Raw genomic sequence first — 18,828 nt, forward strand, 5'->3', positions numbered from 1 at the left:
CTTTTGCCAAAAATTCGTTTTAATGGGAACAATTAGAGTTAACAATATAAAGGTTTTTACCAATCACGGTTGTTTAGATGAAGAAGCTAAAATTGGTTCAGAATATAGAGTTGATATAGAGGTAAAAGCAAATCTATTAAAATCAGCAAAGACAGATATTTTAAAGCACACAGTAGATTATGTGCATTTAAACAAAATAGCGAAAGAAGAAATGGCTATTCGTTCAAAGCTGTTAGAACACGTAGCGCAGCGCATTATAAATCGTATTTTTAAAGAAATATCAATGGTAAAAAAAGCAACGGTGAGTGTAGCTAAAATCAATCCACCTATTGGAGGAAATGTAGGTGAGGTTGAAATTATTTTATCAAAAAAGCGTAAAAGTTAAAAAAAAGTTGCGCTAACAAAGAAAAATTGTAAATTTGCAGTCCTTATCAAAAGGTGCCGTGGCCGAGTGGCTAGGCAGTGGTCTGCAACACCATCTACAGCGGTTCGAATCCGCTCGGCACCTCAAAGCGTATCAATTTGATACGCTTTTTTTATATCCTTCACCAAATGAGCTAAGTATAAATTTCATTGAGTTAATTTTTGAGTAATTAATACCTAATTTTGAAATTAAATTAGTGTTATATGATTAAGAAGCTTACTATGTGTTTGTTTTTCTTTGTTTTAGCTTCCTCTTTAGCTCAAGAAAAATCTTCCAAAGAAATTGAAAAATTAATTCGAATCTATAAAAAAGATGTTCGAGGTCCTTACTACAGAATTAAATGGTTCTGTAAAGATGGAACTATAAGAGATCCTAAAGATCCATGTCCTGATAGCATTGGAGGAGGAAATCAGCATGCTACTTTTAAAGAAAGTGCTTTAGAATTAAGAAAAACGAATCATTTATTTTTTGGTGAAATACTTACAGGATTAAATAAAAAAGAGTTCTTAGATTCAAAAAATGATTATAGTAGACTTAAGCAATATCAAATAGGAAAATATTTAGCAAATACAGATGATGGTTGGATTTTAAGAAGAGGACAATACTACCGAGGAGCTATTCAATCTGAAGATGAAAAAGTTTGGGGGAAAGAATTTTTTGAATGGCTATTAAAAGATACTGATTTTATTGATAAGAACTACTATGTTTTACGTCAAGCTTTAAAAGATATTCCACATAATGAAGACACAAATTTAACTCAGAAAATTCGTAGTGAATCTAAATTGCTTGCAGAAGAAGTGCCTAGTTTTATGGATATAAGAATCAAAATTCATGGGCAACCACAGGCTTCAGACATTCAATTGGTTAAAAAATTTATTGAAGAAAATAAATCTAAATTAACATCGGAACAAAAAAAGGGTTTTTATAAGTTACTATCAGCTATGAAATCCTATTATAAACCTATAGATTTTACCACATTAGCTTCACATATTAAAGACTTACCAAAAAATAACACTACAGAGGTTCTATTAAATTTTTTAGAGAACAACAATAAGAATACATCACCCAAAATATTAGTATCTGAAATATCAGATGCATTGTACGCTATTCGTTTAGGCATAAACGATTATCCAAAGACGAGTGACAGATTACAGCTATTGGATTTATCTAATAATTTAGAATCTACCTTACTAAAAGAAGCACAAAAATGGCAAACAGAGAATTTAGAAGAAAATTTATATAAAATATCATCTCTTTCATGTGCAGCAGCAGGAACAGGGCTTATAGAATCTTGGGAATATGGTAGAGTTCAAAATCAACTGGATAAAATTAAAAATAAAGAAACTCTTACCATTGAGCAGTTAAATGAAGTTTTATTAGTTAGCAGAAGCATGGTTGAATGGAGTGCTGCTATGGTAAAAGCAAAATATCAAGACATTGTTGATATATATACCGAATTTGAACCGTTAGCTTATGGTTTTATTGATGACAGAGTTCGTAGTAGTGTAGCATTAAGCTTAGGAGACGAGGTAAGTAAACTAGGAGGATTTGTTGCTAATATTTCTCATATTGAAAATAAAGTAATGAAAATTGATAACCAAAGTGCTATTCACGGATTAAATCCTGGCTACGCCTATGGTAAATTGATAGTTGTAGATGAAAATCCAGAGTATGTAAAGGTAAATGCTAATCATATTTATATATTCCAAAAACCACCTTCTGATTTAAAGCCAGTGGCAGGAATCATGACCGTTTCTGAAGGTAACTTGGTATCGCATGTTCAATTATTAGCAAGGAATTTAGGAATTCCTAATGCTGCTTTATCTTATCAAAACCTAAAAGATTTAAAAAAATACCACGGACAAGAAGTGTTTTATGCTGTTTCTAACAAAGGGAATGTGTTAATGAAAACCGCCTTAGAAATGTCTGATGAGGAAAAACAATTATTTGCTAAAAAAGAACAAAATACAAGTATTATTACCGTGCCAACTGATAAAATTGAGCTGGATAAAAAGCAAGTGGTAGATATGAAAACTATTGATGCTTCTTATTCCGGAAAACTTTGTGGACCTAAAGCAGCAAATTTAGCAGAATTAAAGAAGATGTTTCCAGAGAAGGTAGTAGAAGGGTTGATCATTCCTTTCGGAATTTTTAGAGAACATATGAATCAAATAATGCCTGAAGAAGATAAAAGTTATTGGGCATATTTAAACGACACGTTTGCTCAAGCAAACGAAATGAAAGCCAAAGGAATATCTTCAAAAAAAATAGCAAACTTTCAATTAAGAGCATTAAAAAAACTCCATAAAGCAATTATTAACATTCCCCTTCAAGATGATTTTGTTAACGATCTTAAATCGCAATTCATTCAAGTTTTTGGAAATAAAATAGGAAGTATACCTGTATTTTTAAGAAGTGATACTAACATGGAAGATCTTAAAGAATTTACAGGAGCAGGTTTAAATTTAACCTTGTTTAATATTCTTTCAGAAGAGGCAATTATCAATGGGATTAAGCAAGTATGGGCTTCACCATATACAGAAAGAAGTTTTAAATGGAGACAAAGCTATTTAGCGAACCCAGAAAATGTTTTTCCTTCCATTTTAATTATTCCAAGTGTTGATGTTGATTATTCTGGGGTAATGATAACCACTGGAGTGAATTCAGGAAATAGCGATGATTTAACAGTTGCTTTTAGTAGAGGAGCCGGAGGTGCAGTAGACGGACAACGAGCAGAAACCCGATTAATCACTCAAAACGATGATTATTTATTAACGCCTGCAAGAGAGAATGATTATATCCGTTTACCACAAACAGGAAGTACACAACCACATATAGCAACTTTTGAGAGTCCTATTTTAAATCAAAAAAACATTAAACATATTAGAGAATTAGCCAAAACTATTCGAAATAAAATGCCCGATAATCAAGCCTATGATGTTGAATTCGGTTTTAAAAATGATAAACTATGGCTTTTTCAAATAAGACCTTTTGTAGAAAATAAAACAGCCAAAAGTTCCTCTTATTTAAATTCAATCACACCAAAAGTTGATGCTGACACAACAATTGCATTGACCACTAAAATATAATTTAACATGAAAAAACTAACTACTCTTTTTGTAGCCATAAGCATTGGTATAAGTCTAGGATTTGTTTCTTATCCTATAGATGGATATGAATATACCGGAATAGCAAGATTATATCGTTTAAAGAAAATGCATGATGATAGCATTAAAAACAGAAGATTAAGACCTGGATCCTACAAAACAATGGCAGAAATTCAGTTGAATTTGCTTTCAAGAAAAAACGATAGTTTAAATATGCTATTAACTTCTACTCCAGAATTTGAAAGAGAGATCAAAAGATTATTTCCCAGAAGAGGTTATTCGGCTACAGTTTTAGACATGACAAATCCTGATAGTTTAAAATATGCAGCTTTCAGAGAAAATGTAGGATATCAACCTGGAAGTGTTGGAAAAATAGCAGTTTTAAATGCTATTATGACACAATTAAGTAATCTTTGCCCTGATTCTTGGGAAGAAAGAGCTTATTATCTAAAAAATATAAAAGTATCCTCTAGATATTGGGGCTTAGGAGATCATCATACTATTCCAGTGTATAACATTGAAAAAGATACCTATAGAAAGAGAAGAGTAGTAGCTTCAGATGTGTTTTCACTTTATGAATGGATAGACCATATGGTTTCTGTAAGTAATAATGGGGCTGCAAGTGTTGTTTTTAGAGAGGCCATATTAATGGCAGCATTTGAACAAGATTATTTTGAATTAACTGAAGAACAAGCAGAACAATATTTTAAAGAAACACCAAGAGATTCTTTAACTAACCTAATGCATAGAGTTGCCAATGAACCATTGCGTAAATTAGGAATTACTAAAGACGAATGGCGCTTGGGAGGTTTGTTTACAAGACCTGCCGGAAAATACATTGGAAGAAAAGGAGGAAGTATTGGAACTCCTGTGGGCTTGATGAAATATTTGGTGCAACTTGAACAAGGTAAAGTGATTGACGAACGTACAAGTTTAGAAATAAAACGCTTATTATATTTAACTGATAGAAGAATTAGATATGCACATTCAAGAAAACTAGACAGTGCTGCGGTCTACTTCAAATCTGGAAGTTTATATAAGTGCGACAGAGAAAAAAATCCGGATTGTGCGAAATATGCAGGAAATGTGTATAATTACATGAACTCGGTAATTATTGTGGAGCATCCTAAAGGAAAAAAATATATTGTTTGTTTGATGAGTAATGTACTTAATAAAAACTCAGCAGGAGCACATATGGGTTTAGCCACTAGAATTGATAGAATAATCAATCCATCTTAATTTAGAAAATGTTTAAACTTAGAAATCTAGCCTTGAATAGCTTGATAAGCTTTTTGTGCTTGATTTCTTACAGTAACATTTGAGTGTTTGGTAAGAGCTTTAATTAAAGACCTGTATTTTTTGTTTTGTAAGCTTTCAATAAGCGAAAGAACAGCAATTAACGTTGTTTGCGTTCTATTTCTAATCAAGCTAGAGAGTAATGCTCTTTCGGGAATAACTTTAGGCTGAATAGGGCTATATTCGTTAGGAACATCATTAGAAATATGATACTCAACAATAGGAAAAATTCTAGTTTTTAGCTTATTTTCTAAAATATTTTCTAACAACTCTAAAGAGCTTATTTGAACTTCTTGGTTTTTACTTAACAAACCAGCATATGTTAGAGCTATTTCACTTTTTTGATATAAAAAGTCTAACAAAGTAAAAATGGTTTTTAGGTTGTATTGAGTTTCTTGATGAAGAATGTCTATTAAATTCTCTTTTGTTTTTTTTACGCTGCTATTACCCTTTTTAAGGGTGTGCATAGCGTTTACAGAAAAATGATATTGTTTACATTCTGATAGAATTGCTTTTCTAATTCTTCTATTATTGATAAACAATTGATTGTTTTTTGCCTTTAACTCTCTTAATTGTCTGGCAGCAGACAAACGCGTAACAACATCTTTACTTCTCAATAATCGCTGTAAAACTTTTACCGAATTTTGACTTTTAAAAGCTTTAACAACCTTTGGTAAATGTCTTTTTTGAGACTCTTTAAGAATATCTTTCTTATCTAATTCAATAAGTAAATTACATATTTTCGGTCCAAAATCAACAAAAGCTTTAATAGCTGCTTTTCTATACTTTTTCTTACCTAAATAATAGAGTAGTATGTTTACAAATTGTTTATCTGAAGTAAGTCCGCTAGCTTTAATCGCTTTTTTAATTATATAAGGAGTATTATTATTAAAGTTTTTTGAAATAAAGGAATAAAATCTTGAGGTATTACTATATCCAATAAGTAACAAAACCTGACCAATTAATTCTCTTGAAGGTGTTTGGATTCCTTCCAGAATCTCTTTAATTTTATTTTCTATTCTACTTTCTAAATGAAATTTTGATTTAAACTCCGGATGTTCTTTTGATTCTTCTGCTAAGGTTAAAAGAGCAGCATTGGCTAAATTTTCATTCGAATGATCTAAATACTTTTTAAATAAGGAAGTTTCATCTGTTGATTGGTGGTGTATTAAGTACCTAAAAGCAGCATTTAAAACTTCAATATCCTCTGTATTTAAAAGTTCTTCTACTTTTTCTTTTGAACCTTTATGTCCGTGAGTATCTAACAAATGAATGGCAGCAACCTTTACCTTATTACTTGGGTGAGTAAGTAAACCAACAATGTTGTTTTTTAAGTTAGATATTCGGTAAGAGCTAATAGAATGTAGTAAAGATAGAATGGACTCTTCATCACCAGAATTAATAATTCTTGTTGCAGATTGTATAGTAGTTTCTCTTCTTTGTCTTGAATCATACAGTTTAGCTGATGTATTGCTAAGTTTTCTTTCAATATTGGTTACAAAAGAATTGAAATAAGTATCTTTTAATTTAAAAATAAATACTAACCAAACTAAAATTAAGAAAATAGTAATTCCTATAATATATTGAGGAGCTACTCTTAAATACTTGATAAGTAAAATCAGTAAAACTCCAGAAAAACCAGTTGCTATACTATCTACAGCTAAATCGATATAAGATTTAGCGTGATTTTTAATGGTGTTAGGAACAGGTAAAATAGCCATTTCCATTGCTGATTTATTAACAGATTGTTTAAATACACCATCTGCACCTTTAATTAAAATCATTACCCATAATTCAGGAAAGAGAAAGAATAAAATACATCCTAAAGAAATTCCTAGAGGAAGGATAAGTAAGGTAAAAGCTACTCCTGTTTTATGTACTATTTTGCTAGTTAAAAACAGTTGAATAAACAGCGATATTAAATTAAATGTTGAAAACCAAAAACCGAAAAAAGAAGTAAGTTTTTCAGAATTGTCAAAAGCTTTGTGGGCATAATCACTAAACTGGAAATCTACTAATTTTGCTACAATTACAGAAATACCTGTAATAACAGCAATATACACTAAATGCCTAGAGTTGAAAATTAATTCTCTTGTGCCTTTTGTTTTATTCTCTTTGTTAAATCTTCTTTTTTCAAGAGTAAAAATATTTAGTTTTTTTATACGTAGTTTCCAAATAAATTGGAGTAAAATAACACAAGCTAATAATAAAAAACTAGCTACATAAATGGTGGCATATACATTGTGTTTGGTGGCAATGTAACTGGTAAGGTAACCACCAAAAACACCTCCAGCTATAGCACCTGCACCAATAAAGCCAAATAACCGTTTACCTTCTCTTACATTAAAAACAATATTAGCAAGCACCCAAAATTGTGAGGTTGCTAAAACAGCAAATAATGAAACAAAAACATAATAAAAATATAAAGCAAATGACGATAACTGATTATGCGACCCAACATATGCTAACAATATAAAACTTATAGAAAAAAGTACTAAAGAAGTAGCTATTACTGTTTTAAGTGACCAATATTTAGTAATTGAACTATAAAAATAAGTTGCTATCACTGCTACTGCTGCTACTAATACATATCCTAAAGGAAGATTTTCTGAACCTAAAGTATTAAGAAATATTGCATTCACAGCAGGTTTTACTATAAGTAATGCAGTTATAATCAAAAAGATATATAACTGCATAAGTAGTGAAATACTTACTTCATTTGCACGTATTCCAAAAGCTTTATAAAGAAGTTTTTGTATCACTAACTATAATTCAGAAATCAATTATAAAGAACGTGATTTTTTTAATACATTTTCTATTGGTTCCACTAAATTTCTAATAATTTTTTCTCCTAAATTATTGTCAACTAAGGCTACTAAAATATATTTTCTATTGGGTCCCCACACAAGAATTGAGTCTGAGTGGAAATTCTTCCAAGAACCAGATTTTCTATACAAGGTAGCGTTAGGAGCAATTCTGTCTAATGTGTTAACAAACTTGTGGTGTAAAGCAGGATCTTTCATAATATCCAACATTTCTCTACAGCTTTCATCGCTTAATAGATTACCCATTGCTAATTGATAATAAAAACTAGAAACCTTTAAAGTAGTTGCGGCATGACTCAATCCTTTTAAAGGCTCAGGGTAGCGTTTGCCACCCGCAGCATATCGTTTACCAACCCATAGTCCACCACCAGCTTTTTCATCATATAATTTGTGTTTAGGCGCACGTAAAACTTCTTCTATTTTTTCATACCCTAACCGGTCAATCATTCGGGTTGATGCTTGATTGTTAGATTTGCTTATCATTAACCGCAAATCTTTTTTAATTTCATCTGTATAAGCTAGTTCTCCTTTTTCTATGGCATCCATAGCAGCTAATAAAACAGCAATCTTTGGTAAACTAGCAGCATACATCATAGTATCATCATTAATTCCTGCATATTTAATGTCGTCACTATTAGACATATCTACTAAACCGATAGATAAAAGATTACTTGAAATTAATTTCTTCCAAAGAGCATTTTTGTTCACTTCATCGATTAATGTCTTTTCTAAAGATTCATCTTCAAGTACTTCTAAAGGTAATACTGTTGCAGATTTAATTGGCAGCTCAGTTGTTTGAGCTGTTAATAAAAAGGTGTGTAATAAAACAATTAAAAAAACTCTAAACTTCATAATCATCAATATTAAATGGTTTTATAAACAAATAACATACCAAACGGTAAAAGGGTACAAATATATAACTTAAAAAACCGACTTCTATTTTATAGAAGTTAAATAAGCTCAGGAAAAACACTGTTTTTTAATTTAAAAAAAATATGTATCTTTGCAAAACTTCCCCCAAATAAATTAAGAGAATATTTCTTTTTGCTAAAGATTTTTACTCTTGGTTATTTTCTGAAATTTTTAAAGTTATTTTAATGAAAAGGTATGCCTATTTGTGTGTATTAACTATTTTGTTAATTAGTTTTTTTTCTTGTACAACCAATAAAAAAACAAACATATCAAAAGCTAGTAATGGTTTGTTGGTAAAAGAAGAACAATCTTCAATAAACAATTATAAATTTTCTTTTATTCCTAATTCACCATTACATGGAAAATTAAAAGGAGTTGTAGAGTTAGGAGCTTCTGGGCTCAATTCATTTATCATTGAAATGGATAAAAGTAAAAACTGGATTCTTAAGAAAAAAGAATATGGTTCTAGCTTACTTCTTGAAGGAGAAGCGGATGCAGCAGAGATAAACTCTAAATTGAGAGATCATATTCAAAAGATAATTGAATATGGGGTAAGTGGTAAAGAAATATATTTTGTAGTTAGCTCTGGAGCGGCAAAAGAAGCAGTAACAAAAGCATTAGTAGAGCAATTACAGCATATAGGTTATAATATAGATATTGTAACACCAGAACAAGAAGGAGTATACGCATTAAAATCGGTGCTACCCAAGAAATTTTATAATACCTCTTTTGTAGTTGATATGGGTTCTGGAAACACAAAAATAGCTTATGTAAAAGATAATAAATTTATATCAAAAGAAACATACGGGACAAAATACTATAAGAAAGGAGTACCCCATGATGTTGTTTATGAAGATGTAAAAAAGAAAACTCTTACCATTCCTAATCAATTAAAATCTAAATGTTTTTTACTAGGAGGTGTTCCGTATCAATTGGCAAAACATACCAGAGAAGATGATGAAAGGTTTACACTTATTCATAAAGATTTAACCAATTACAATTCACTAATTAATGATGATCAGAAAAAAGTGTTTTCAGGGTTAAATATCTATAAAGCCATACTAGATGCAAGTAATGTACAAGAAGTTGTTTTTGATTGGGATGCTAATTTTTCTATAGGATATTTATTAGAAACACCTTTTTAAAAAATTGTTTTGTATTTATACAAAACCCAACAAATTTATCTATAAAGTATTCATATCTTTGTAAGAGATAAAAACCGTTATTTACAGTTTTTATAATACCACAACACCTGTTAATATTGTTTATTTTATGAAAAAAAACTTCCAAATTGGCTTGTTCTTATTAATAATAACAAGTTTTTTTTCTTGTAAAATAAATACCAAACAAACTGTTAATAAAAAATATTCACCCACAAAATTTGAATACTCACCTATAAAACCAAAAGACGGAAAGCTTAAGGGGGTTATTGAATTAGGAAATTCAGGATTTAATTCTTTTGTAATTGAAGTAGATAAAGACAACAATTGGGAACTAAAAAGAAGAGAATTTGGTAGTAGTTTAATTTCAGAAGGTATGACCAACTCTTCTGAAGTTAATTTAAAACTTAAAGATTACATTGATAAGTTTATGTTATTTGGGTTGCAAAAACAAGATATTTCTTTTGTGGTAAGCTCAGGAGCATTGAAAGAAGAGATTACACAAAAAATAGTACATGAACTTAAAGAATTAAAATATCAAGTTGAAATAATAACACCAGAACAAGAAGGTAAATATGCTTTACAAGCACTTTTGCCAGAACAGTTTAAGGATTCTTCATTTATAGTTGATATGGGATCAGGAAATCTCAAAATAGGATATATTGAAGAAGGAAAAATTACCACAAAAGAAACTTTAGGATCAAAATATTACCAAAAAGGTATTGAAGACTCAGTGGTATATGAAGCCGTCAAAGCCACAGCTATGGAAATACCAAAAAAGAAAAGACAAAGATGTTTTATAATTGGTGGTGTCCCTTATCATTTAGCAGCCTCAGTTCGTATAGGTAAAGAAAGGTACACTCAGCTAAGTCCATATGCAGAAGATTTTGCCAAAGTAGCAAAAGAAAAAGGAAAAAAATTGCAATCAGGTTTAGTAATGTACAAGGCTATTTATGATGCTACAAATTGCACACAAATCATTTTTGACTGGGATGCTAACTTTTCTATTGGATACCTGCTAGAAAAAAACAAATCACAATAACACATAAAAAGATGCAGATTCTGCATCTTTTTTTATTTTTATTAACAAATCATATCGTAAAAAAAGTGCATCTTTGTTAATTATGCGCATTTACCCTATTGAAACCGGAAATTTTAAGTTAGATGGTGGAGCAATGTTTGGTGTTGTTCCTAAAACTATTTGGCAAAAAACCAATCCTGCCGATGCCAATAACATGATTGAAATGGCAATGCGTTGCATGCTTATTGAAGATGGAGATCGGCTTACTTTAATTGATACCGGGATTGGCAACAAACAATCAGACAAATTTTTTGGCTATTATTATTTGTATGGAGATTATACTCTAGACAAATCTTTGGCTAAATATGGTTTTCATCGAGATGATATTACCGATGTATTTCTAACACACCTACATTTTGATCATTGTGGAGGAGCTATACAATGGAATAAAGACCGATCAGGTTATGAACCGGCATTTAAAAATGCTCGTTTTTGGAGTAACCAACGTCATTGGGACTGGGCAGTGCACCCAAATGCGCGAGAAAAAGCATCCTTTTTAAAAGAAAACATTTTACCTATTGAAGAAAGTGGTCAACTAAATTTCTTGCACCTTAATACAAGAGATTATGTAGGTTTTGATGTATTGTTTAAAGACGGTCATACAGAAAAACAAATGTTGCCTAAAATTCGATATCAAGGCAAAACAGTAGTGTTTATGGCAGATTTATTACCAACAGCAGGTCACGTTCCGTTACCGTATGTGATGGGGTATGATACTCGTCCGTTATTAACACTTAAAGAAAAAGAATCCTTTTTAAAAGAGGCAGCAGATAATGAGTTCTATTTATTTTTAGAACACGATGCACACAACGAATTAATTACCGTAAAGCACACCGAAAAAGGAGTGCGCTTAAAAGAGAGTTATAAATTTACAGACATATTTAATTAAGATAGAGATTATGAGAGTTTTAAAACCCGTATTTTATTCTGCTGTAGCCATTGCAACTTTAGCAAGTTGTAAAACAGCCTATAATAAAATTCCTGTTCCGCAAGGAACTAATGTAGCTATTAACATTCCAGCTAAAAAAGCCGAATTAACGGATTATGAAAAAGATAATTGGCAACATTTAGATTTAGCTACTGATACCATTCCTGGTATGAGTGTTATCAAAGCATATGATTTCTTAAAAGGGAAAACAGGAGTTCCGGTAATTGTTGGAGTTGTAGATAGTGGTACTGACTTAAAGCATGAAGATTTAAAAGACGTAGCTTGGGTGAATACCAAAGAAATTGCAGGTAACGGAATTGATGATGATAAAAATGGATATGTTGATGATATTAACGGATGGAACTTTTTAGGAAGTTCTTATAAAGAACATTTAGAATACGAACGTATTTTAATGAAACCATCTATTGCTAGTGCTGAATTGTACGAAGAAGTAAAAGCATATCAAGAAGAAAAAGTAGCGGAAGCTAAAACGAATAAAGCACGCTACGGAGGAATTTTGGAAGCAGTTACTAAAGCAGATGAAACGTTAACTAAATATTTTGGCAAGTCAGAATATACTATTAAAGAAATTGATGCTATTAATACTTCTGATGAAGAATTGAAAAAAGCCATAGCAACTGCTCAAAGAATGAATAGTTTTGGACTAACATTAGCTGATGCAAAAGGTGAATTAAGTAGTTTAGTTAAAAAAGCAGAAGCTACTATTAATGGAGATAATTTAAAAACTGATTACCGTACAGCAGTAGGAGACAATGCTTATGATATTAATGACAAACCAGGTTATGGTGATGGTAACACTGGCCACTCTGTTAAAGATGAAGCTCACGGTTCTCACGTTTCTGGTATCATTGCGGCAACAAGAGCTAACGGTAAAGGAATGGACGGTGTAGCTAGTAACGTAAAAATTATGGCAGTACGTTCAGTTTCTGATGGAGATGAGTACGATAAAGACGTAGCTTTAGGTATTCGTTATGCAGTAGATAACGGAGCAAAAGTAATTAATACAAGTTTTGGTAAAGCATTCTCACCAAATAAAGAATGGGTTTTTGATGCTATTAAATATGCAGCTTCAAAAGATGTATTAATTGTAAATGCAGCAGGAAATGATGGTAAAAATATTGATGTAGAAAAAACATTCCCGAATGATTCACCTGATTTATTAAATGAAATTTCAGATAATTTCTTAACCGTAGGAGCAATGAGCTCTAACTATGATAAGGATTTACCAGCAAGTTTCTCAAACTATGGTAAAAAGAATGTAGATGTTTTTGCTCCTGGAGTAAAAATTCATTCAACAACACCAGATGGAGAGTACAAAAAATTTAGTGGTACTTCAATGGCTTCTCCTTCAACAGCAGGAGTTGCAGCATTAATTCGCTCGTACTATCCGCAGTTATCAGCTAGTCAGGTTAAGCACATTTTAATGAATTCAGGAACTAAAATTGATTTAGAAGTGGTAAAACCTGGTTCAGCATCAAGAGAAAATCCTGATGGAGAATTAGTTCCTTTCTCAGAATTATCAGTATCGGGTCGTGTGGTAAATGCATACAATGCATTACGTATGGCAGATAGAATGGTAAACGGAAAATAATCCGTAAAATAAAAAGAACATAAAAAGAGCATTGATCAATGCTCTTTTTTTAATTATAATTGTTATTCCTGCGAAGGCAGGAATCTCATCATTAAAATCTTCAAGATGAAAAAAATAATCTATTCAATTTCTTTATTATTGATGGTTTCTTGTGCATCAACTGCACAAAAAACAACATCTGTAAAAAAAGATAATTATTGGCAACAACATGTTGATTATACGATGGATATTGACATGGATGTGAATAACTATCAGTATAAAGGAAAGCAAACCTTAGTGTACACCAACAATTCACCTGATGTGTTAGACAAGGTGTTTTATCACTTATACTTCAATGCTTTTCAACCCAATTCGCAAATGGATGCTCGTTTACATACCATTCAAGATCCTGATGGACGAATGGTGAATAACATTGGTACAAAAGAGCAACCAAAGTTTGAAAGTAGAATTGCTAAGTTAAATCCTTCTGAAATAGGATTCATTAAAGTAAACTCTTTAAAACAAAACGGAACGGAAGTTAAGCACGAAACTGTGGGTACTGTTTTAGAAGTAGCGTTAAATAAGCCTATTCAACCAGGAGAAAGCGTAACATTTACAATGGATTTTGATGGGCAAGTACCGTTACAAATTCGTCGTTCTGGAAGAAATAGTAGAGAAGGAGTTGCGTTGTCAATGACTCAGTGGTACCCAAAAATGGCGGAATATGATTTTGAAGGTTGGCATACATCACCCTATATTGCACGTGAATTCCACGGAGTCTGGGGAGACTTTGATGTAACTCTTCATATTGATAAAAACTATGTTGTGGGCGGAACAGGAAAACTTCAAAATCCGCAAGAAGTAGGTCATGGTTATGAAGATACAACCAAAGCGTTAAAACTTCCTTCTGGAGATAAATTAACATGGAACTTTAAAGGAGAAAATATTCACGATTTTACTTGGGCAGCAGACCCGGAATATCAGCATGATGTTTTTAAAATGGATAATGGTATAGACTTACACTTTTTATATAAGAAAACCATGGAAGAGCAATTCCTAGAAGGATGGAAAAAGTTACAGCCAAAAACAGCTGAATTAATGAAGTATTATAGCGAGCATGTGGGTCCATATCCATATAAACAATATTCTGTAATTCAAGGAGGAGATGGCGGAATGGAGTATGCACAATGTACTTTAATTACAGGACAACGTTCTTGGGGTAGTTTATTTGGTGTTACAGCGCATGAAATGGCACATACCTGGTTCCAGTTTTTATTAGCATCCAATGAAAGTAAACATCCATGGATGGATGAAGGATTTACCACCTATATTTCAAACAAGGCAGAAAATATTATTTTGGGAGAAGGAAAAGCAAATCCGCATGAAGGTTCGTATAGAGGGTATAGATATGTGGTAAATTCAGGGTTAGAAGAACCTTTAACAACACATGCCGATCGTTATGAAAGAAACATGGCTTACGGGATTGCAAGTTATAGTAAAGGAAACATCTTTTTAAGCCAGTTAGAATATATCATTGGGGCTGATAATGTAGCTAAAACGTTAAAAAAATACTTTGATGATTTTGCGTTTAAACACCCAACACCAAACGATATTAAGCGTACAGCAGAGAAAGTTTCAGGAATTCATTTAGACTGGTATTTGAATGAATGGACGCAAACCACACATACAATTGATTACGGAGTAAAATCAGTAAACGATAAAGAAATCACTTTAGAAAGAATCGGGGCAATGCCAATGCCAATTGATTTAGAAGTAACTTATACAGATGGAAGCAAAGAGCAATTCAACATTCCCTTAGAAATGATGCGTGAATGCAAGCAAACCAAAGCAACCACTTTAAAAGATTGGGGATGGGCATATCCAACCTACACGTTTGCTGCTGCAAAATCAGTACAGTCTGTTCAAATAGATCCTTCTGGTTTAATGGCAGATGTTAACTTAGAAAACAATAAAAAGTAGGGCGTTCGAGCGGGCTTTCACTACTCGCTTTTTGCAAAAGCAAAAGAGCTCAAACACACCATTCAATCCCTAACGCAAAAAATAAAAAAGCAGTGAATTTTCACTGCTTTTTTTCTTTATAAATAACTACTTTTGCGTCAAATAACGTTGATTATATGTCAGAAGAAAAAAAATCACTCAATTTTATTGAGCAAATTATTGAAGAAGATTTGGCTAATGGTATGCCAAAAGAAAATTTACGTTTTCGTTTTCCACCAGAACCTAACGGATATTTACATATAGGGCACACAAAAGCTATCGGAATTAGCTTTGGCTTAGGAGAAAAATATAATGCTCCGGTAAACTTACGTTTTGACGATACCAATCCAGCTAAAGAAGAGCAAGAATATGTAGATGCTATTAAGCGTGATGTAGCTTGGTTAGGGTATCAATGGGCAGACGAACGTTATTCTTCTGATTATTTTCAGCAATTATACGATTGGGCAGTACAATTAATTAAAGATGGTAAAGCCTATGTTGACTCGCAATCATCAGAAGCTATGGCTCAACAAAAAGGTACACCCACCGAACCAGGTGTTGCGAGTCCATACAGACATAGAAGCGTTGAGGAAAATTTAGATTTGTTCACGCGAATGAAAAACGGTGAGTTTAAAGAAGGTGAACATGTTTTGCGTGCTAAAATAGATATGGCATCACCAAACATGTTGTTGCGTGACCCTATTATGTACCGAATTCTACACAAACCCCATCATAGAACAGGTACCGATTGGGTTATTTACCCAATGTACGATTGGACGCATGGTGAGAGCGATTATATTGAGCAAGTTTCACACTCACTTTGTTCGTTAGAATTTAAACCTCACCGCGATTTATACAATTGGTTCCGTGATAATGTGTATGAATATAGTAACGGAGAATATCCATTAGTGCCTAAACAACGCGAGTTTTCTCGTTTAAACTTAAGCTATACTGTAATGAGTAAGCGTAAGTTGTTAAAGTTGGTTGAAGAAGGTATTGTTTCAGGATGGGACGATCCGCGTATGCCAACTATTTCAGGATTACGTCGTAGGGGGTATACACCGGCTGCTATTCGTAGTTTCATTGAAACTGTTGGAGTTTCAAAACGTGAAAACGTGATTGATGTAGCGTTGTTAGAATTTAAAATTCGTGAAGATTTAAACAAAACTGCTGATAGAGTAATGGCAGTGTTGGATGCGGTAAAATTGGTCATTACCAATTATCCGGAAGATAAAGAAGAAATCTTGATTGCTGAGAATAATCCGGAGGATGAAAATTCAGGGTCGAGAGAAGTTCCTTTTTCACGCGAATTATACATCGAAAGAGACGATTTTAAAGAAGAAGCTAATAAAAAGTATTTCCGATTAACCATAGGTAAAGAAGTTCGTTTAAAAAACGCGTATATAATTAAAGGAGAAAGTTGTGTAAAAGATGAAAACGGTAATATTACCGAAATTCATTGTACATACGATCCGTTAAGTAAATCGGGTAGCGGTACAGAAGAAAGCAAACGCAAAGTAAAAGGAACTATTCATTGGGTTTCTGTAAAACATGCAGTAAAAGCTGAGGTAAGAGTGTATGATAGATTATTTTCTGATGAAGCTCCGGATGCACACAAAGACAAAGATTTTATGGAGTTTTTAAATCCGAATTCTTTGGAGGTTATCAATGCTTTTGTTGAACCAAGTTTACAAACAGCAAAAGTTGGAGATCGTTTTCAGTTTCAGCGTTTAGGTTACTTTAATGTAGATGACGATGCTACTCCAGAAAAATTAGTTTTTAATAAAACAGTTGGATTGCGCGATACTTGGGCAAAAAAGAACAAGTAGTTAAATTATTCAAATAAAACAAAACATCCGAAGTAAGCCTACTTCGGATGTTTTTTATTTTATAATAAAGGTTTCGTTAAACGACCAGTTAGCCCTTAATTTTAAATTTTCCGTATAATAGACAATACGTTCTGGCTGAATTTTCTGTAAGAAATTACCAGTATCCCATACTTTGTTACCATTTGTGTCAATAATTGCCCTAATTGTATATTCTTTAGGTTCTAATAAGGTAAATTCTACAATGCGTGGATTAGTTACATAATCAGTTCTAATCACTTTATTTTTGTCTAATAATTGAATAATTACCGGACTCTCCGTTTCTTTTTGAATGGTTAGAGCAATGGTTCCGTAATCTTCCACTTCTTTAGTAGAAAACTTGTAGCTCAGAGTATCATTTGAAGTATTATAAAGATCGGTAATAGCTTTGGGTAATACTTTTAACGTATAGCTATTTTTCGGTTTTTTATCAAACAGTAACGCAATTTTATTGATTTCTTTCTTATACAGTTCATAAGCTACTTCAGTGGTATCTTTATCAAACAAAGAAATTTTTGAATTATCAATAAGTTCAACAGGATTATTGGTTGTTAAAAATACGGTATCGTTTAAATGTAACGTACTGCTTATTGTTGAATTTACAACTAGCGAATCGATTTTTTTCTTTCGTAAACGAACAGTTACACTATCAATAAATTCTTTATTGGCAACCCTAAAATTTAAAGAATCTACGTCAATAGGAGTGTGCCAATAATTAAGGGTGTCCTTTTCTTTTTCAAATTGTGTATACGATTTAAAATCTGAAGGAACTTGAGAAAGTAATTCTACTTTCATATCGGTTTGTTTTCCTTCAAAACCAAACTCAATTTTACCTTTAGTAACTTCTTTAGCCCTTTTAAAAGTATAGGGTTGAATTTCTTTAAAAACAGTAAGAGAATTTGTAATAATACTATCTTTTGGTAAAGAAATTGTATCTGTTAAAAATCCTATTTTATCAGTTTTTGGGTTAAAAATATAATCTCTATTTTCTTCATCTAACCCCATAATTACATATTTACCTTCCTTTAAATTGGTAAACTGAAAGTTTAACGAATCGGCAGTATTAGCAACGTAACTAGGTTTTTGTTTATACATGATAGAATCGGTATAAGTAGAATCTAATCTGTATAACAAAATGCTTACATTTTTCTTTAGTTTACCAGTTAAGGCATCATTAATGGTTCCTTTTGTAGTTAAAGAATCAATATAAGTTCCTGTTGAAAAAACATATTTAAAGTTTTCTAATTTGTTATTTTCATTATTGTCTTGTACTGCATTACCAAAGTTAAAAGTATACGTAGTATTAGGTTGTAAAGTGTCTAAAATTTTAATATTGATGTATTTACTTGGGGTTCCTTGTGGAGTAATTAAAGGAGGGTTTTTTAATGGAGGAGAAATAACCAGTTGTTTAGTTAAGTCTTTTAAAACGATGTATTCATCAAAATAAATTCTAATGTTTTTAGCATCAAAATTTACCGATTCATTTGCAGGTTTTGCGGTAACCATAATAGGTGCGGTTTCATCTTTAGGACCTCCTTCAGGTCTTCCTTTTCGAGCGCATTCAATAGTTAAAACCGATAAAATAGATAGTATTAAAAGCCTGTAAAATAACTTCACAATAATGTTTTTAGTTTGACATCA

12 protein-coding genes and 1 tRNA gene are annotated in these 18,828 nt (G+C 31.9%); 10 read left to right on the forward strand and 3 right to left on the reverse strand.

Going from position 1 to position 18,828, the window contains the following annotated elements; all coding sequences use genetic code 11:
- Nucleotides 1–22: 22 nt before the first annotated feature.
- From folB to SLH33_RS07295, 4 genes are all read left to right on the forward strand, one after another.
- Entirely contained in the window at nt 23–385 is a 363-nt protein-coding gene (folB, locus tag SLH33_RS07280) for a dihydroneopterin aldolase (RefSeq protein WP_320418424.1), read from the forward strand.
- Between the two features lie 52 nt (nt 386–437).
- Nucleotides 438–508: transfer RNA gene (locus SLH33_RS07285), tRNA-Cys, on the forward strand.
- Between the two features lie 119 nt (nt 509–627).
- Complete coding sequence (locus SLH33_RS07290; RefSeq protein ID WP_320418425.1) at nt 628–3,513, forward strand: PEP/pyruvate-binding domain-containing protein; 2,886 nt, start codon at nt 628–630, stop codon at nt 3,511–3,513.
- Between the two features lie 6 nt (nt 3,514–3,519).
- Nucleotides 3,520–4,770: a serine hydrolase gene (locus tag SLH33_RS07295; RefSeq protein WP_320418426.1), complete on the forward strand. Its 1,251-nt coding sequence runs from the start codon at nt 3,520–3,522 to the stop codon at nt 4,768–4,770.
- Nucleotides 4,771–4,796: 26 nt separating this feature from the next.
- Here SLH33_RS07295 and SLH33_RS07300 read toward each other — a convergent pair whose 3' ends face one another.
- Both SLH33_RS07300 and SLH33_RS07305 read right to left on the reverse strand, forming a co-directional pair.
- Nucleotides 4,797–7,589, reverse strand: a complete 2,793-nt coding sequence (locus SLH33_RS07300) for an Npt1/Npt2 family nucleotide transporter (RefSeq protein ID WP_320418427.1) — start codon at nt 7,587–7,589, stop codon at nt 4,797–4,799.
- A gap of 21 nt (nt 7,590–7,610) precedes the next feature.
- Nucleotides 7,611–8,504, reverse strand: coding sequence for a serine hydrolase (locus tag SLH33_RS07305; protein ID WP_320418428.1), 894 nt, complete (start codon nt 8,502–8,504; stop codon nt 7,611–7,613).
- A 245-nt stretch (nt 8,505–8,749) separates the two neighbouring features.
- On the opposite strand from SLH33_RS07305, the gene SLH33_RS07310 reads away from it, so the two are divergent.
- The 6 genes from SLH33_RS07310 to SLH33_RS07335 all read left to right on the forward strand — a co-directional run bounded on the left by SLH33_RS07310 (nt 8,750) and on the right by SLH33_RS07335 (nt 17,151).
- Nucleotides 8,750–9,709, forward strand: coding sequence for a hypothetical protein (locus SLH33_RS07310; RefSeq protein WP_320418429.1), 960 nt, complete (start codon nt 8,750–8,752; stop codon nt 9,707–9,709).
- 127 nt (nt 9,710–9,836) lie between these two features.
- Nucleotides 9,837–10,766 carry a hypothetical protein gene (locus tag SLH33_RS07315; RefSeq protein WP_320418430.1) on the forward strand — a complete coding sequence of 310 codons (930 nt, stop codon included), beginning with the start codon at nt 9,837–9,839 and terminating at the stop codon, nt 10,764–10,766.
- Nucleotides 10,767–10,848: 82 nt separating this feature from the next.
- A complete protein-coding gene (locus tag SLH33_RS07320) occupies nt 10,849–11,694 on the forward strand; it encodes an MBL fold metallo-hydrolase (RefSeq protein WP_320418431.1) in 846 nt (281 codons plus the stop codon).
- Between the two features lie 10 nt (nt 11,695–11,704).
- Complete coding sequence (locus tag SLH33_RS07325; protein WP_320418432.1) at nt 11,705–13,345, forward strand: S8 family peptidase; 1,641 nt, start codon at nt 11,705–11,707, stop codon at nt 13,343–13,345.
- Between the two features lie 105 nt (nt 13,346–13,450).
- The gene (locus SLH33_RS07330; protein WP_320418433.1) at nt 13,451–15,304 is read left to right on the forward strand and encodes a M1 family metallopeptidase; all 1,854 of its coding nucleotides are present in this window, start codon (nt 13,451–13,453) and stop codon (nt 15,302–15,304) included.
- 155 nt (nt 15,305–15,459) lie between these two features.
- Complete coding sequence (locus SLH33_RS07335) at nt 15,460–17,151, forward strand: glutamine--tRNA ligase/YqeY domain fusion protein (protein WP_320418434.1); 1,692 nt, start codon at nt 15,460–15,462, stop codon at nt 17,149–17,151.
- Between the two features lie 54 nt (nt 17,152–17,205).
- On the opposite strand, the gene SLH33_RS07340 is transcribed toward SLH33_RS07335, so the two are convergent.
- Nucleotides 17,206–18,804 (reverse strand): Ig-like domain-containing protein, encoded by a 1,599-nt coding sequence (locus tag SLH33_RS07340; RefSeq protein ID WP_320418435.1) that lies wholly within the window; start codon nt 18,802–18,804, stop codon nt 17,206–17,208.
- Nucleotides 18,805–18,828: the final 24 nt, after the last annotated feature.

The sequence above is a fragment of the Tenacibaculum sp. IB213877 genome, assembly GCF_034043975.1.
Taxonomy (GTDB): domain Bacteria; phylum Bacteroidota; class Bacteroidia; order Flavobacteriales; family Flavobacteriaceae; genus Polaribacter.

What these genes read in the sequence shown, in the direction of transcription:
- folB (WP_320418424.1), top strand. Translation starts at nt 23, where the DNA reads ATGGGAACAATTAGAGTTAACAATATAAAGGTTTTTACCAATCACGGT.
- SLH33_RS07290 (WP_320418425.1), top strand. Translation starts at nt 628, where the DNA reads ATGATTAAGAAGCTTACTATGTGTTTGTTTTTCTTTGTTTTAGCTTCC.
- SLH33_RS07295 (WP_320418426.1), top strand. Translation starts at nt 3,520, where the DNA reads ATGAAAAAACTAACTACTCTTTTTGTAGCCATAAGCATTGGTATAAGT.
- SLH33_RS07305 (WP_320418428.1), bottom strand. Translation starts at nt 8,504, where the DNA reads ATGAAGTTTAGAGTTTTTTTAATTGTTTTATTACACACCTTTTTATTA.
- SLH33_RS07310 (WP_320418429.1), top strand. Translation starts at nt 8,750, where the DNA reads ATGAAAAGGTATGCCTATTTGTGTGTATTAACTATTTTGTTAATTAGT.
- SLH33_RS07315 (WP_320418430.1), top strand. Translation starts at nt 9,837, where the DNA reads ATGAAAAAAAACTTCCAAATTGGCTTGTTCTTATTAATAATAACAAGT.
- SLH33_RS07320 (WP_320418431.1), top strand. Translation starts at nt 10,849, where the DNA reads ATGCGCATTTACCCTATTGAAACCGGAAATTTTAAGTTAGATGGTGGA.
- SLH33_RS07325 (WP_320418432.1), top strand. Translation starts at nt 11,705, where the DNA reads ATGAGAGTTTTAAAACCCGTATTTTATTCTGCTGTAGCCATTGCAACT.
- SLH33_RS07330 (WP_320418433.1), top strand. Translation starts at nt 13,451, where the DNA reads ATGAAAAAAATAATCTATTCAATTTCTTTATTATTGATGGTTTCTTGT.
- SLH33_RS07335 (WP_320418434.1), top strand. Translation starts at nt 15,460, where the DNA reads ATGTCAGAAGAAAAAAAATCACTCAATTTTATTGAGCAAATTATTGAA.